Genomic DNA, 14600 nt, shown 5'->3' with positions numbered 1-14600 from the left:
ATTATGCCTATTCGTCGTTATTTAGTGCTGATGCTGTTATCAATTATTACCTTAGTCATTTTTGTTTCTGCTATTCAGGGTTATAAAGCCAGTATGCGTAAAGCAGAAAGTGTTTTTGATAATGAATTAGTTTCTTTAGCTCAGGTTATTACCGCCGTTCAACTACCTAAAGGTGTCATTACACACCAAACAACCAGTAATTTTGCTTATCAAATAGTGCTTGCTAATCAGGTGGTAACACGCAGTGATAATGCACCAAACAGACTAATAAATGCCTTAAATACCGGCTTTAAAGAAAGCAACTTTTTAGGCAAACGCTGGCGCACTTACACCAATAAAATAACGAATAATTCAGCCACCAATGCCTGGGTTATTATCGCGCAGCCATTAAAACAAAGATTTGATCTTGCTGAAGGTATAATTTTATCTGCGGTTACGCCCATTATTTTAGTGATGCCATTACTCGCATTGATCATCTCATTAGCGGTGCGCCAAGGCTTGAAGCCATTAACTTTTTTAACCCGAGCATTAAGAAATAAAAAAGCCAATGATCTTAGTCCGTTAACTATCAGTTCAAGCACAGAACTCGCACCAGTGATTGAAACATTAAATGAATTATTTTTGCGGCTGTCATTATCGTTTGAACGTGAAAAGCAATTTGCCTCCGATGCCGCTCATGAACTTAGAACGCCACTAAGCGTCTTGAAAATTAATGTTTACAACCTACAACAGAGTTTTAATAATGTCATCATTGCTGACAGTGATAAAAGGGCGACCCCTTTGTTATTATTGCCCTTTCAACAATTAGAGCAAAGTGTTGAACGTATGGCACATGTGGTTGATCAAATATTAACCTTGAACCGGACTAATCCAGAACAAATATTGGCTGAAAGTGCTGTGCTTAATTTGCAAGTGTTATTGCAAGCATGTATTAGTGAACTCTACCCTTATATTGCCAGCAGAGGCCATAATATCGAACTTAATAGTGCGCCATTAAACATCTTGGGCAACCGGTTTGCCATCGGTATACTACTGAAAAATTTGATTGCTAATGCGGCTAAATACACCCCAGATAATGGCAAGATTTTAGTCTCGTGCCGACAAGAAAAAAATAAGCTAATATTACGTGTTGAAGACTCTGGCCCGGGTATTGCAGCGGCAGAATATGCACGGGTATTTGACCGTTTTTATCGCGTGGGTGGCGATAGTCACAATTCAAAAGTCATTGGCTGTGGTTTAGGCTTGTCAATTGTTAAACATATTGTCGAATTGCATCAGGCAAATATTAGTTTAAGTCGCTCTAAAGCTTTATCTGGCCTATGTGTTAAAATTGTGTTTCTTGCAGCAGAAAATAATAGCTGTATCAATGCTAGCGCGAATAAATTGCCCAGTTCAAAATCAAAGGGAGATTATTCATGAGCCAATCTGCGGTCAAGCTTATGCAAAGTGTTATGGTCGCTTTCGCACTACTGTCATTTGCTAGCTTGGCCAATAGGCCAGAATTTCAGCTGGAGCTTAAAAATCATTTGTTTTATCCGGCAGAAATAGAAATTCCAGCAAATACGAAAGTAAAATTAGTTATTTATAATCTAGATACCACTCCTGAAGAGTTTGACAGTTTTGACCTTAATAGAGAAAAAGTGATTTTTCCACAAAAAAAATCAGTGATCTTTATCGGACCTTTACCACCGGGACGTTACAAATTTTTTGGTGAGTTTAACCCTAATAGTGCTCAAGGTTCTGTTATTGTGGTGCCTAAAAAAGCTGCAACTAACAATACTAATCTAGAGGATTTAGCGCTAATTTACACTGTACCGCTAGCAGCAAATAGCTTTCTACTTAAGGAGGTATTACATGCTAATTAATACCGTTATTCTTTTTTTAAGAGATGCTTTACCGATATTTGTCATTAGCATTATCTTGTTCTCACTGCTCCAGCAACAAGGTATCAAGCTGTGGTGGTATTATCTTGCGGTGTTGACTAGCGTAATGTTAAGTCTTACGTTATTAAATACCATTGATGATATTGCCCAGGCACTCGATGATACCGGTCGAGAATGGCTTTATGCTGGGCTCTACTTTGTTTGTTATTTTATATCGCTATTGTTATTGAGTCAGCTCTGGAGAGTACAAACGCCATTTATTCGCCAAAAAAACATCATTATTAAGGTCTGTGCCGTGTCCTTAACCGTTATTGTTATGACACTTAATGGCGCAAATTTTTTAATTTACATTACTGGTTTTTGGTATCAAAACAATGCTTCTAATGCCTTAATGACGGGTGTTATTCTCGGTGGCGGTATTTGCGCTAGTATAGCGGTATTACTGTATTTTTTAATGGCATTTATTGAACGTTATTATCGAATTATACGTGAAACACTATTAATAGTGTTTAGTGTTGGATTACTGATGAAAGCGACCAACTTACTGATCCAAATTGACGCTTTACCTGGGAATAGACTTTTGTGGGACTCTAATTATTTAGTAACAGAAAATTCCGAACTAGGGCAGTTGTTTACCGTATTTTTTGGTTACGATGCCACACCAACATTACTGCAATTATTGCTTTATATTTTGGCCATTGTTATTGCCTTGGTGTTGACTTTTTTTAGCTCGATGTCTGCCAAGTCGACAGGCACTATAGCTAGCCATAAGGAGGTAACTTAATGAGTTATCTACTGTTTAAAATATTTACACACTTTGGTTTGTTATGGTTAATTTTATCTGGTCTTTCAGCACTAACAAGTCAAGTTGCGCTTGCTGATGGTGTTGTTGTTGATAAGGTTTATCATCCCTATGTGCTGCCTAACGAGCAAGAGTTTGAATGGCGTATGTTGTCACATCAAAATGATGCTGGGAACAGTTTAGGCCAACGAATAGCTTACGGTAAGTCAATAACCGACAATGTTATGGTTGAATTTTATATTGTTGGTGAGCGAGATAGTGATGGTGACTTTGGCTTATCTGCCTATGAAATTGAATCGCGGTGGATGATGACAGATCAAGGCGAATATTGGGCTGACTGGGGGTTGTTACTTGAGGTCGAAAAAGTACATAGACTTAATATTTGGGAAGTCTCCACGGGTTTGTTATTTGAAAAAGAATTTGGCCGTAATAGCCTAGCGTTGAATGCGTTTTTAATTTATGAAACTGGCGGTGACATCAACAGTGAATTTGAGACAGAATTTCGTTTGCAATACCGCTATCGTTGGCTACCCCAAGTTCAGCCAGCCATTGAAATTTATATTGGTGAGGATTATACCGGTATTGGCCCCACTTTTATGGGCATACAAAGATTTGATGGTCAAAAGCAATTGAAATGGGAGTTGGGCTTTATAACCGGTCTAAATGGTGATGACAAAGACCATATCTTACGTGCTTCCATTGAATATGAATTTTAAAAAAAACATGCTGAAATATTTATTTATTCGACCATTACTTTGGTGTATTTTTGCCTTAGCATTACTAGTTTTTTCTTTAGGCATTAGTTGGCAAGTGAGTAAAGCGACAAACTTTTTATATGGTTTTTGGTACCAAACATTAGAAATAAATACCGTGATTAGCACTAATGTGCCAAAAAACACCCAAGGTAAGCGTGACTTCCCCATTAACGATATTAAATTGCACAAACAAAAATTTGCCAATATCGTGCAAGCTATTCATCAACACGGTAATGGCTTAGCAGCAATTAGTTATTTAAATCATCAAGCGGTATTACAAAAATTATTAACAAAAAGTGAAGTGCAGCATCTGCAAGATGTGGCTAATCTACTCGATAGCATGAGTCAAATTTGGTGGGGTAATTTACTTTTTTTGCTTAGTTTATTGATATTTTATAGCCGTAAAGCTAAGCAATTAACAGCAGAGTCGATAAGAGCAATGCCGACAGCAAAGCAGAAATTAAGCTCTTTAGCGTGCTTTGTTGTCTTGGTTATCGCGATGTTGGGCATATGGGGTTTTACAGCCGTTTTTTATTATTTGCATACGGTTATATTTCCTAGCGAGCATCAGTGGTTTTTTTATTATCAGGACTCCCTAATGTCATCACTGATGAAAGCGCCTGATATTTTTGCCGCCATAGCGGGACAATTACTCTTGATAGCCTTGCTATTAGCGGGGACTATTGATGCGGCATTAAGTCGTTATCAGTGTCAAAAGTAAAAGTTATAGCGCTTTGTCGACAGGACTTGAAAACAAGCGTTTTAAATTTTGTCATTAAAATACTGTTTTACTGAGCGGGCTCAATGCTGCCATACGTTATTGTCTCAAATGTTACAATATTGCTTATAGGCGACGAAGGCGCGATCATTAAGCACAAGTACTAAATATTGCCAACAATAATTGTTTGCACCTTAGTTGATAAAATTACACGGTGAGCTTTTAAACATAGCGAACGATCTGTTCTTATTGTTTATCCAAAATTTTAGCTCACACGCTTTCTTTTCTTTAATATCATCCAAACAGCAAGAGATTTATACAGGCAGTACTTTTTTGTAAGGTTTAACTGTTACCTTTTTATAAACACCTGCCGCTATGTAGGGGTCTTGATCTGCCCACTGTTGTGCGTCAGTTAAACTGTCAAACTGTGCAATAATCAGTGAGCCGGTAAAGCCAGCATCACCGGGGTTTTCACTATCAATAGCAGGGCAAGGGCCTGCCACAAGTAGCCTGCCTTGATCTTGTAATATATGTAATCGAGCTAAATGACTTTCACGCACACTCATGCGTAGGGCTAAACTATTTTCAACATCTTCACTATAGATAAGATAAAACATTTTACATCCGAAATTATTATTAATTAAAAGCCGCAAGTAGCGCCCAGGTTAAATTATTATTTTTCTTTTCTTCTTGATCTTCAAACAGGTAATTAATCAACTTGGTATTATACAAAGACAACACTGAACTAATAGCAAATACAAAGGTTAAGGCTGTTAAACCAAAGGCCTTAAAGTTAACCCAAGTTTCTAAGCTAAAGTTAAAGGCAATATATCAATTGAGTAAACCATATATTGCGAAAAATAGTGCCAAGCAAGTTTTAATTTATTCCAAATATCTTCAGGTAAAGCTAAGGCTTTACCTGAAAACTCTTTGATAATATTTTTATAAGTTAAGGATAAATACTTATTTACCCTTAACTTTACCAACTTTCATGGGTATTGGTATTCCAGCTAAAGCCATGGATTTTTCTTTAACTTAAACTCGCTGATAGCCAAACGGGTCGTCAATGGAATATGAGGGCTCAGTAAACCATTTTGCGCCCGAGTCAGTCATATAAAAGTGATCTTCTAAACGCACACCAAATTCATTCGGCACTACCAACATGGGCTCATTGGAAAAACACATGCCTTTAACCAGAGGTGTTCTATCACTGCGCACTAGATAAGGCCATTCGTGAATGTCTAAACCTATACCGTGGCCAGTTCTGTGCGGACAACCTGGTGTTTCGTAATCTGGCCCTAAAGCTTGGCTGGCTATGTAAGCTCTGGCTGCAACATCGACATCACCACAAGCGACGCCAATTTTGGCGGCATCAAATGCGGCTATCTGTGCCATTTTTTCCACTAACCAGATCTCACGTTGGCGTTGATTAGGCTCACCAAAAACATAAGTACGGGTAATATCTGAATTATATCCTTCAACCTGACAGCCAGTATCAATTAATACTATGTCATTTTCTTCTAATGTTTTCGGTGATTTTACGCCGTGCGGGTAAGATGAATCTTCACCAAAAAGCACAATACAAAAATATGAACCCGCTGGTGCACCAACTTTGCGGTGTGCTTGGTCAATAAAGTGGGTTACTTCTTGGGTAGTGATCCCAACATGTAATATCCGAGCAACAGCTTTATGCACTTCGATGGTCATATTCTTTGCTTGCTGCAATAAGGCTATTTCTGTGTCTGATTTTTCTGCACGACAACCCGCGGTTATACATTTGGCATCAACAAGTTCAAACTGTGGTGCCGCTTTTTTAATGCCGTCGGCAATAAAAAAAGCGGTAGATTCATCTATCGCGATTTGGCCTGAATTAATACCACACTCAGCTAATGTTTGTTTAACCAATAGGTAAGGGCTTTCGTGTTCTTGCCAGCCTTTTATTTCGCCTTTAATGGTCATATATTGCTCAAGCGTATTCACTTCAAAAAATGGCGTGATATATTTAATTTCGCCTTGCGCAGGTATAATAGCGCCAACCATACGTTCACTGGCGTACCAACGCGTACCTGTAAAGTAATATAGATTGGTTCCAGCATTGATATAGGAGGCAACAATATTATTTTCAGCCATAATAGCTTGCGCTTTGACAATACGCTGTTTTAATTCAGCCTCTGTTATTGCTTGCACTTGGCCAGTCATATCGACTAACTTTTCAAGTTCAATTTTTGCGGTAGAGCCGCCAACACCTATAGTCATACTTGTTCCTTAAAAAATTTAATTAATACTGGTATATTTTATACAAAAAAATAAGCCATGTATCGTAACAAATAAAGTACCAGTAATAAAAAAGAAATTTATCCTAGCGCTAAGCGGTCAAGATTATTATCCCGAAAAGATTACACGCCCAACTAAATGAGGAATATCTATGCGCAAAAAAGTCGAGTTTTTTAGTGGTGAACACAGCTTAAGTGGCTTACTGGAAAGTCCTGAATCTGAGGTGAAGTTTTATGCTTTATTTGCCCATTGTTTTACCTGCGGTAAAGACATTGCGGCGGCATCACGTATTAGCCGAGCTTTAGTACAAAAAGGCATCGCGGTATTAAGGTTTGATTTTACCGGTTTAGGTAATAGTGACGGTGATTTTGCGAACAGTAATTTTTCATCAAATATACAAGACTTAATTGCAGCAGCAAACTTTCTTCGCACAGAATATCAAGCGCCAAGATTACTCATTGGCCACAGTTTAGGCGGTGCAGCGGTACTTGGTGTTGCTCAACATGTTGAAGAAGCCACAGCGGTGGTTACTATTGGTGCGCCATCAGATGCCGCGCATGTTGTAAAGAACTTTGCTTTACAGCTCGATGATATTGAACAAGATGGTAAAGCAGAGGTTAATTTAGCTGGGCGTGTATTTACCATAGAAAAACAATTTTTAGATGATATAAAGCGCTACGATACTAGCCATCTTGGTGGACTAAGAAAAGCACTTTTAGTGATGCACTCGCCCATTGACAGTACAGTAAATATCAGCGAAGCGGAAAAAATATACCAAGTGGCCCTACATCCTAAGAGCTTTGTGAGTTTAGATGATGCCGACCACTTATTAACTAATAAGCGTGATGCCGAATATGCCGCCGATGTAATAGCGGCGTGGGCAGGACGATATATTACTCATGTAGATAATACTAACAACATTGCTGAAACTAATAACATTAAACATGACAACAATGAAATCGTCAAAGGTCACGTTATTGTAGAAGAAAAAAATCACAAATTTACTCAACATGTCAGTACCAACAGTCACTATTGGCTTGCCGATGAACCGATAAGTGTTGGAGGCAATAACATGGGGCCCGATCCCTATGAACATCTGCTAGCAGGCTTAGGCGCTTGTACCGCCATGACTTTACGTCTGTACGCCAAGCGTAAAAATCTGGCCATTAAACATATTAAAGTGGCGCTGACACATAGTCGAGATTATTAACAAGACTGTCAAGAATGTGAAGGTGAAAGTCAAGGTATTGAAGCAATAGTGCGAAAAATTAGCTTTGTTGGCGAGTTAGAAGCAGCTCAACATGCGCGATTTTTAGCTATAGCAGACAAATGCCCAGTACATAAAACCTTGCACAATAATGTCAAAGTAGTAAGTAAATTGGTTAATCAAGCAGAATAGCTCAAAAAAACTTAATATAAATAAACTAAAAACAATGAATTTGATTCTTAACCCTGTCCTATCTGTTGGTGATAAATTATCATCAGGGGTTAAATACATCATTATCATAATTTAAACAATCTAAAGTGTAGAGTTTGGTATATGTCTGAAGCGCTAAAGGGTATTAAAGTCGTTGATTTAAGTCGAATTTTGGCAGGGCCTTGGGCTTCACAAATGCTCGCTGACATGGGCGCTGAAGTTATTAAGGTGGAACGACCGAAAAAAGGCGATGATACCCGCCATTGGGGTCCCCCGTTTATTAAACCGGCGCAAGATAAAGAACCTGCCCAAGCCGCGTATTACCACAGTACAAACCGCAACAAACAATCCATCGCCATTGATATAACCCAGCAACAAGGGCAACAAGTGATTAAAGACCTGATCGCTAAAGCCGATGTCTTAATTGAAAACTATAAAGTGGGCGGCCTAAAAAAATATGGCTTGAGTTATCAGCAAGTAAAGAAACTTAACCCTCAATTGGTTTATTGTTCAATCACCGGCTTTGGTCAACATGGACCATACGCACATAAAGCTGGCTACGATGCCATGATTCAAGGCGAGGGTGGCTTAATGAGCTTAACCGGTGCTGCTGATGGCGAACCGATGAAAGTTGGCGTGGCAGTGATTGATGTGATGACGGGGCTTTATAGTGCCAATGCTATTCTTGCGGCATTACTCGCTAAAGCGCACACTAACAAAGGCCAGCATATTGATATAGCCTTACTTGATGTCCAAGTGGCAACGCTGGCTAATCAAGGCATGAATTATTTAGCGACAGGTGAAAATCCAAAACGTTTAGGCAACGCTCACCCTAACATTGTGCCCTATCAAACCTTCGCGACTAATGATGGCAGCTTAATATTAGCAATAGGTAATGATCAACAGTTTGAGCGATTTTGTCAGGCCGCTCAGTGCCTAGAGTTAGCAAGTAATGTCTTATTTAAAACTAACCAAGATCGGGTCGAAAATCGTATTGAGCTTGTGCCGCTTTTAGCGCTTATTATCGCCAAGCAAAACACCGACTATTGGGTAACCACACTAGAAGCAATCGCCGTACCTTGTGGACCGGTAAATACTCTAGCGCAAATATTTGACCACCCGCAAATACGCCATCGCGAGATGGTAAAACAACTACCGGATAAAGACGGTAGGCTGATTAAAACTGTGGCATCACCGATTAACTTATCAGATACGCCATTACAATATAAACACGCCGCGCCAAACATTGGTGAGCATAGCCAACAGGTTTTAACGCAGTTTTTAGATTATGATGACAAGAAAGTTGCAGCGTTATTCAAAGATAGTGTAGTAGCGTAAGCACTATTTTTTATAAGCGGTAAAAAATAGTGAATTCTGTTGGTTTTTTATCCTAAAGCACTAGCGCTAATTGACTCTAAATAAAGCGAACATGTAGCTAAATAAGCTTTTGAACTTAATAGTAATACTCTGTATATTATATTTAAGTAAATAATTATCGAGTTCGGCTTGATTGTGAAATATCAGAGCAGAACTGGCTAATAAGTTATAACAATTTTCTTCCACTTAATGTTGTTATTTTTATCGAGAAACCCATGTCTAACTCAATGTCTTTAGAAAAAATATTTATTATTATAGCGATCATATTGGGCTTTGGTTCAACGGTTGATTTGATTTATGCTTTAACAAGCACAGAAATTCAATTAACTGAGCTATTGCGCTGCGTATTAAATATCGTTATTGCGGGCTTTTTATATTTTTATTTTAATAAAAAACATCAAGCAAAAGTTGAAAGTTAAGCACCTTGGCAAGTTAAGCACTACACTCGTATATAATGACCTGCTTATATCTTAAAATCTTCGTTATCAATAACTTCTCATCATTAGTTTTTTAAATATTTTTTTATATCAAAGTAAATAAATATTTGTCTGCTACCTTTAATTTATGCCGATAAATAAAAGAGGATATTATGAGTAAAATACTTGTTGTTGCCGATATATTGGATAGCAAACAAGTTGCTATCAAACGAGCTTGTGAACTGGCTAAAACTAAAAAAAAATCACTGCATATTGTTTATTTTTGTTATCAAAGTTTACGTCATATCCAAGATGATCCACAGAATATAAAACAAGCGGTGATCGATGCTGTTACCTATAACGCAGAAAAGTCACTCGCTACTCTAGTGCCTGACGATATTGATTATAGTTTTGAAGTGGTATGGGAAAAGCGTATTTACCGTTGGATAAATGACTACGCAAAACAGCATAATCTGTTAATGGTGGTAAAAACTGCCCATCGCAGTGAGACGTTTTTATACACATCTACTGATTGGCAATTATTACGCGAGTGCCCGGCACCGATATTTATTGTTAGCGATAATAAATGGCGCAAATCGCCAAATGTTTTAGCTGCTATTGATTTAGAGACTAAGCGTAAAAGCAAACAAAGCCTAAATCATCAGATATTAACTGCAGCGAAAGAGTTTGCTCAAACCAACGACGCAGAATTATTTGTCTGTTATACCTTACAATTTTCAAAGTTTTTACGTGACTTAGGTTTACAATACAAAGACGAATTAGAAATTAAAACAGGGAAAACTTTAAAGCATAAAATTGAGAGATTAGCGGCTGAATATGATATCCCAATAGCTAATTTTTTTATTAAAGCGGGTGAGCCTGAAAAAGTTATTCCCAGTATTGCCGCGCAGCAAAAAGCAGGGTTAGTGATTATTGGTACTATTGGTCGTAAAGGCTTGAAAGCCAAGGTGTTAGGTAATACCGCAGAGAAAGTTTTAACCTTGTTAAAATCAGATGTGCTAGCGCTAAAGCCAGAATAGTTAGTGGGTATTCGAATTCAATTATAACTAGTTTGTTATTACTATGATAATAAATTGTACTTCAGCTATATTAATAGCCGAAGTGGGCTCTGCAAAGGGGGGCTTTAGCCTGGTATTTTTATTCCTCGTCTTTACTTTTTTCGGTGGCTTTATCGTTAGTTTGCATCGGGGGCAGCATACCTTTAAGTAAACGGCCAAAGATATCTGCGCCGGTAATAATGCGTTTAGTTTCACCCCATACCAGTAGTACATCGTGTTCAATCACGCCGTCAAAGTTTTTATCGATAGAAGTATTCACTTTCATTTTTAAAATCGCTTCATTTAACGACGTTGTTTCATCGGTGATAACAACCGGACGATGACAAAAGTTATAAGGGTCGAAATTTTCTGATTGAAATAACGCGCTGCGCAAAAAGCCATCAGCATCAATAACCAGTAGCGGTTTACCTTCAAGATTAGTTAACACCACCCAACTATAACCAGAATGGTTGAGCATGGTTAGGAATGGATCGTCGGGGCCAGAATAAGTATCTGGCAGAACGGGTAAATCAAGTTTTGTTGGCAAGGCGATAATAGAGTTAGGGTCAATCACTTCACCTTCTTCTGTTACTTTAATTTCATCTAAAGCAAAGAAGTTCAGTGCACCAATGCCCTCGACATGGTTCAAATCAGCTTCTTCAGCGCTAATGTGCTCTTTAATAATACTGCCTAATTCACTTTCCGCTAAATAAGTAATACCCTCTTTGCCTAACCAAGCGTCAAGTATCAGCGCACTTGGCTTGGTAACAGGGTAAAGCACAAATTGGTAGAAGCGGATAATAGGCGCTAACATGCTACCCATTTTTAGTGCATTGCGAGAAAAGTAAGCTTGAGGCGTAATTTCACCAACCACAGTGATCACGATGGTTGAGAACAGGAATACCCCAACACCGGCAAGTACCGAGTTAGACAACATAGTTAATAAAACATTAATACCGACATTACCCCATAAAATAGTCGCCAATAAAAAGTTAGAGTCGTTTCTCAGTTTTAATACCGTTATTGCGGCTTTATTACCCTTATTAGCCTCTACTTCTAGCTGTAGCCTACTGAGTGAAAAAAACGCTAAATTTAATCCGGAAAAAATGGCTGATTGTGAAATACAAAAAACAATGGCAATCCAGGTGATTGTCTCTACGGGCATTACTTAATTCCTCATTTTACTTTTCTTAAAGTAGCAGTAAGCTACCTAATCCTAAAAACACTACAAAGCCAACAATATCGGTCACTGTGGTCAAAATAACCGCGCCGGATAATGCCGGGTCAATATTTAATTTGTTCAACAATGCCGGGATCATAACGCCCGATGCAGATGCGGTCAGTAAATTTAATAATATGGCTAAGGCAATAACAAAACTTAATTCGAGGCTGTTAAACCAAAAGTAGGTAATTGCGCCGATAACAATAGACCAAATGATGCCATTGACCCCCCCCACTTTTAATTCTTTTCGCAGTAGCACCTTTCTATTTTGTTCGGTTATTTGACCTAGCGCTAAGCCTCTGACAATAACGGTTAAGGTTTGACTGCCCGATACGCCACCCATTGACGCGACTACTGGCATTAATACGGCTAAAGCTACAACTTGTTGAAGTGTCGCTTCAAAAAAACCAATGAACCAAGACGCCAAAAATGCGGTCAGCAAGTTAATACCAAGCCAAATACCACGGTTTTTAGCACTGGTTCGTACGCTAGAAAATAAATCTTCGTCGGTACTTAAACCTGCCGCTGTAGTCATTTGTTCTGTTTGTGACTCTTGTTTTACTTGATAAGCGGTTTCAACGGTGAAGCGGCCAAGAAAGTGTTCGTTTTCATCAACAACCGGTAGCGACATTTTTCCTGATAAAATCACTGTTTCGGCAGCGGTCGTTAACTCTTCATTAGCATTAAGTCGTATTATCTCAGCAGAAAAAAGTGTTTTTAACGTACTTTCGCCATCACTTTGTATCAGCGCATTAATCGCGACAGTGCCGGTTAAAACCCCTGCTTTATTGACCGCATAAAAGTCTTCGGTATAAGACGATAAACCTTTTTGTAAAAGTAGCTGCGCACTGGTGATCTTAAGCTTTTCTGAAATGCGGACATAATTGTAATCTACCCAGTGACCGACTTCATCGACGCTAAATTGCTGTGCTTGTTGATAAAGCTTTCGCTGTGAATCATCTAAATTTTTTATCGCATACTTTAATAGGCGACTTGGTATTTCCTCTGCAATTTCAATTACTTCATCAACATCTAGTTGAGCAAGTAACTCAAAACATTCCTCGTCGCTCAACGCTTGTATTAAGCTAGTTCGAGTGCCTTGTCCCATATCGACAAAAGCTGCTCTTTGCATTGCCTCAGGGTAAGTAGACCAAACACTTAAACGCTTATCTTGTGGTAGTGCCTCAATGAGTAGCGCAAACTGTTCTGGTGCTAGTGTTTCATTAGCCGTGAGCATGACTTGTGCAATCTCTTGCGTGCGTTCTGCAATAAGAATGTCGTCAATGACTAAGGATAATTTATCTATCGGATTTTCTAACATTTATTTATCCTTAAAACCGTGTTGATAACGGAATATGCACTGGTGTGGGTGTGTCATTGTTGGTTATTTACACTTAACTTTTATGTTATTACTTTTACTGAATTATATTCGTATTTATAAACAAGTGTATTACAATCAAAGGGAAATAAGTTAGCTTTAATGCTAATTTATTTCACTATTTTTTAAGCTTTGGCTTGTCGCTGCTTTTTTGACTTTATCTCCATAAAATCAACGCTCAGGGCTAATAAATTATCCCGTTTAATTCGGGGCATATTGAGAGTGTATAATGATAAAATGTATGTTGATATCAGCAACGGAAAAAACGGTCTTTGGTAGTAGTGAGTTAATCAGCCAATGGCAAGAAAATGACGATACTACGCTGTGGATTGACCTTAATAACGTTGAATTAGAAGAAGAGAAACGGATATTAACGCAGTTTAATTGCCATCCTCTGGCGATAAATGATGCACTTCGTGAACGCCATCCACCTAAAATTGAATTGTTTAAAGATTATATTTTTATGTTGTATCGTGGCATTGTTGCCAATGACGATGGTCTAAGATTTGGTCATTTACAAATCAGTATGTTTATTGGTAAACGTGTGCTCATTACCCGTCATCCGCAAAGTTCGTTTGCGATTAACGAGCTGTTTGCTCAAAGTAGTGAAAAGTACCTTAAGCGCAGTCCTGTGCATTTAGCTCTAAGGCTTTTTCACAGCAGTTGCGGTTATTATCTTAAGGAAATGTTTAGTTTTGAAGCTGAGCTAGAAAAAGTGGAAGATGACTTTCAATTAAGTGGTAATGACAAAATGATGAAACAAATTACCTCATACCGCTCACAGTTGGTGAAAATAAGACGTACTTTTAATTACCATGTCAATATGGGGGAAACATTAAAAGCTTATGTCGATGATGAAGATACTGATCTTATCACCGATAAAGAAACCCATACAGTTAATGATCTACGCGAGCGTTTAGACCGCCTGCTGAGCCTTTCGCAAATGTATTATGATATTTGTGGCGATTTGATCAATGGCTACATGTCAGTCACGTCGCATCAACTTAATGCGACCATGCGGGTCTTAACCGTGATCACAGCATTGTTTGTGCCGTTGACCTTCCTCGCGGGTATTTATGGGATGAACTTTGAGTACATACCTGAGCTAAAAGCAGCTAATGGCTACTTCATTTTATTAGGGGTAATGGCGATGGTTTCAATCGTGCTGCTGATGGTATTTAAGAAAAAACGTTGGTTGTAGTCAAGGCTTAAGTTCGGAAGTTGCTCGCTAACTTATTGATATCAGCTTCCATACCAACAAAAATAGTAGTAAAACCAGACTATCAGTGCCTAGGCGTGA

13 protein-coding genes and 2 pseudogenes are annotated in these 14600 nt (G+C 38.4%); 10 read left to right on the top strand and 5 right to left on the bottom strand.

Translation table 11 applies throughout. The features are described from left to right. Positions 1 to 3 precede the first annotated feature (3 nt). The 5 genes and pseudogenes from ESZ39_RS08510 (at position 4) to ESZ39_RS08490 (ending at position 4161) form a co-directional block, all read left to right on the top strand. Positions 4 to 1419: a sensor histidine kinase gene (locus tag ESZ39_RS08510; protein ID WP_146879491.1), complete on the top strand. Its 1416-nt coding sequence runs from the start codon at positions 4 to 6 to the stop codon at positions 1417 to 1419. Further along, positions 1416 to 1778: pseudogene (locus ESZ39_RS08505) on the top strand (cupredoxin domain-containing protein); the annotation flags it as partial. The gene ESZ39_RS08510 and the pseudogene ESZ39_RS08505, both read left to right, overlap by 4 nt. A 76-nt stretch (positions 1779 to 1854) precedes the next feature. Continuing rightward, the gene (locus ESZ39_RS08500) at positions 1855 to 2667 is read left to right on the top strand and encodes a hypothetical protein (RefSeq protein WP_146879489.1); all 813 of its coding nucleotides are present in this window, start codon (positions 1855 to 1857) and stop codon (positions 2665 to 2667) included. Continuing rightward, on the top strand, positions 2667 to 3401 hold the full coding sequence (locus tag ESZ39_RS08495) for a hypothetical protein (protein ID WP_146879488.1): 735 nt from the start codon (positions 2667 to 2669) through the stop codon (positions 3399 to 3401). Before ESZ39_RS08500 ends, ESZ39_RS08495 begins: the two co-directional genes overlap by 1 nt. Then, positions 3391 to 4161, top strand: coding sequence for a DUF1461 domain-containing protein (locus ESZ39_RS08490; protein WP_191321735.1), 771 nt, complete (start codon positions 3391 to 3393; stop codon positions 4159 to 4161). Before ESZ39_RS08495 ends, ESZ39_RS08490 begins: the two co-directional genes overlap by 11 nt. Positions 4162 to 4472: 311 nt before the next feature. Here the strand turns inward: ESZ39_RS08490 and ESZ39_RS08485 are convergent, their stop codons facing one another. The 3 genes from ESZ39_RS08485 to ESZ39_RS08475 all read right to left on the bottom strand — a co-directional run bounded on the left by ESZ39_RS08485 (position 4473) and on the right by ESZ39_RS08475 (position 6414). Then, complete coding sequence (locus ESZ39_RS08485; protein ID WP_146879486.1) at positions 4473 to 4775, bottom strand: YciI family protein; 303 nt, start codon at positions 4773 to 4775, stop codon at positions 4473 to 4475. A 19-nt stretch (positions 4776 to 4794) separates the two neighbouring features. After that, the gene (locus ESZ39_RS17980) at positions 4795 to 4986 is read right to left on the bottom strand and encodes a septation protein IspZ (protein WP_223270303.1); all 192 of its coding nucleotides are present in this window, start codon (positions 4984 to 4986) and stop codon (positions 4795 to 4797) included. A gap of 207 nt (positions 4987 to 5193) precedes the next feature. After that, the gene (locus tag ESZ39_RS08475; RefSeq protein WP_146879485.1) at positions 5194 to 6414 is read right to left on the bottom strand and encodes a M24 family metallopeptidase; all 1221 of its coding nucleotides are present in this window, start codon (positions 6412 to 6414) and stop codon (positions 5194 to 5196) included. A gap of 169 nt (positions 6415 to 6583) precedes the next feature. Here ESZ39_RS08475 and ESZ39_RS08470 point away from each other — a divergent pair. From ESZ39_RS08470 to ESZ39_RS08455, 4 genes and pseudogenes are all read left to right on the top strand, one after another. Continuing rightward, positions 6584 to 7831: pseudogene (locus tag ESZ39_RS08470) on the top strand (alpha/beta fold hydrolase). Positions 7832 to 7972: 141 nt separating this feature from the next. Continuing rightward, complete coding sequence (locus ESZ39_RS08465) at positions 7973 to 9187, top strand: CaiB/BaiF CoA transferase family protein (RefSeq protein WP_146879484.1); 1215 nt, start codon at positions 7973 to 7975, stop codon at positions 9185 to 9187. 254 nt (positions 9188 to 9441) lie between these two features. Next, positions 9442 to 9645, top strand: a complete 204-nt coding sequence (locus ESZ39_RS08460) for a hypothetical protein (protein ID WP_146879483.1) — start codon at positions 9442 to 9444, stop codon at positions 9643 to 9645. Between the two features lie 170 nt (positions 9646 to 9815). Further along, complete coding sequence (locus ESZ39_RS08455; protein ID WP_146879482.1) at positions 9816 to 10682, top strand: universal stress protein; 867 nt, start codon at positions 9816 to 9818, stop codon at positions 10680 to 10682. Between the two features lie 118 nt (positions 10683 to 10800). On the opposite strand, the gene ESZ39_RS08450 is transcribed toward ESZ39_RS08455, so the two are convergent. Both ESZ39_RS08450 and ESZ39_RS08445 read right to left on the bottom strand, forming a co-directional pair. Further along, positions 10801 to 11865, bottom strand: a complete 1065-nt coding sequence (locus ESZ39_RS08450; RefSeq protein ID WP_146879481.1) for a DUF21 domain-containing protein — start codon at positions 11863 to 11865, stop codon at positions 10801 to 10803. 25 nt (positions 11866 to 11890) lie between these two features. Further along, on the bottom strand, positions 11891 to 13243 hold the full coding sequence (locus ESZ39_RS08445; RefSeq protein ID WP_146879480.1) for a magnesium transporter: 1353 nt from the start codon (positions 13241 to 13243) through the stop codon (positions 11891 to 11893). 298 nt (positions 13244 to 13541) lie between these two features. Between ESZ39_RS08445 and ESZ39_RS08440 the strand changes: the two genes are divergently transcribed. Further along, complete coding sequence (locus ESZ39_RS08440) at positions 13542 to 14501, top strand: magnesium transporter CorA family protein (RefSeq protein ID WP_191321734.1); 960 nt, start codon at positions 13542 to 13544, stop codon at positions 14499 to 14501. Positions 14502 to 14600 lie beyond the last annotated feature (99 nt).

This window comes from Colwellia sp. C1TZA3 (assembly GCF_007954265.1).
Taxonomy (GTDB): Bacteria; Pseudomonadota; Gammaproteobacteria; order Enterobacterales; family Alteromonadaceae; genus Cognaticolwellia.
Note: the sequence above shows the minus strand (reverse complement) of the source record. Positions and strands in the feature narration are given on the sequence as shown.

Coding starts and splice junctions, on each gene's coding strand:
- ESZ39_RS08510 (WP_146879491.1), top strand. CDS start 4: ATGCCTATTCGTCGTTATTTAGTGCTGATGCTGTTATCAATTATTACC.
- ESZ39_RS08500 (WP_146879489.1), top strand. CDS start 1,855: ATGCTAATTAATACCGTTATTCTTTTTTTAAGAGATGCTTTACCGATA.
- ESZ39_RS08495 (WP_146879488.1), top strand. CDS start 2,667: ATGAGTTATCTACTGTTTAAAATATTTACACACTTTGGTTTGTTATGG.
- ESZ39_RS08490 (WP_191321735.1), top strand. CDS start 3,391: ATGAATTTTAAAAAAAACATGCTGAAATATTTATTTATTCGACCATTA.
- ESZ39_RS08485 (WP_146879486.1), bottom strand. CDS start 4,775: ATGTTTTATCTTATCTATAGTGAAGATGTTGAAAATAGTTTAGCCCTA.
- ESZ39_RS08475 (WP_146879485.1), bottom strand. CDS start 6,414: ATGACTATAGGTGTTGGCGGCTCTACCGCAAAAATTGAACTTGAAAAG.
- ESZ39_RS08465 (WP_146879484.1), top strand. CDS start 7,973: ATGTCTGAAGCGCTAAAGGGTATTAAAGTCGTTGATTTAAGTCGAATT.
- ESZ39_RS08460 (WP_146879483.1), top strand. CDS start 9,442: ATGTCTAACTCAATGTCTTTAGAAAAAATATTTATTATTATAGCGATC.
- ESZ39_RS08455 (WP_146879482.1), top strand. CDS start 9,816: ATGAGTAAAATACTTGTTGTTGCCGATATATTGGATAGCAAACAAGTT.
- ESZ39_RS08450 (WP_146879481.1), bottom strand. CDS start 11,865: ATGCCCGTAGAGACAATCACCTGGATTGCCATTGTTTTTTGTATTTCA.
- ESZ39_RS08445 (WP_146879480.1), bottom strand. CDS start 13,243: ATGTTAGAAAATCCGATAGATAAATTATCCTTAGTCATTGACGACATT.
- ESZ39_RS08440 (WP_191321734.1), top strand. CDS start 13,542: ATGTTGATATCAGCAACGGAAAAAACGGTCTTTGGTAGTAGTGAGTTA.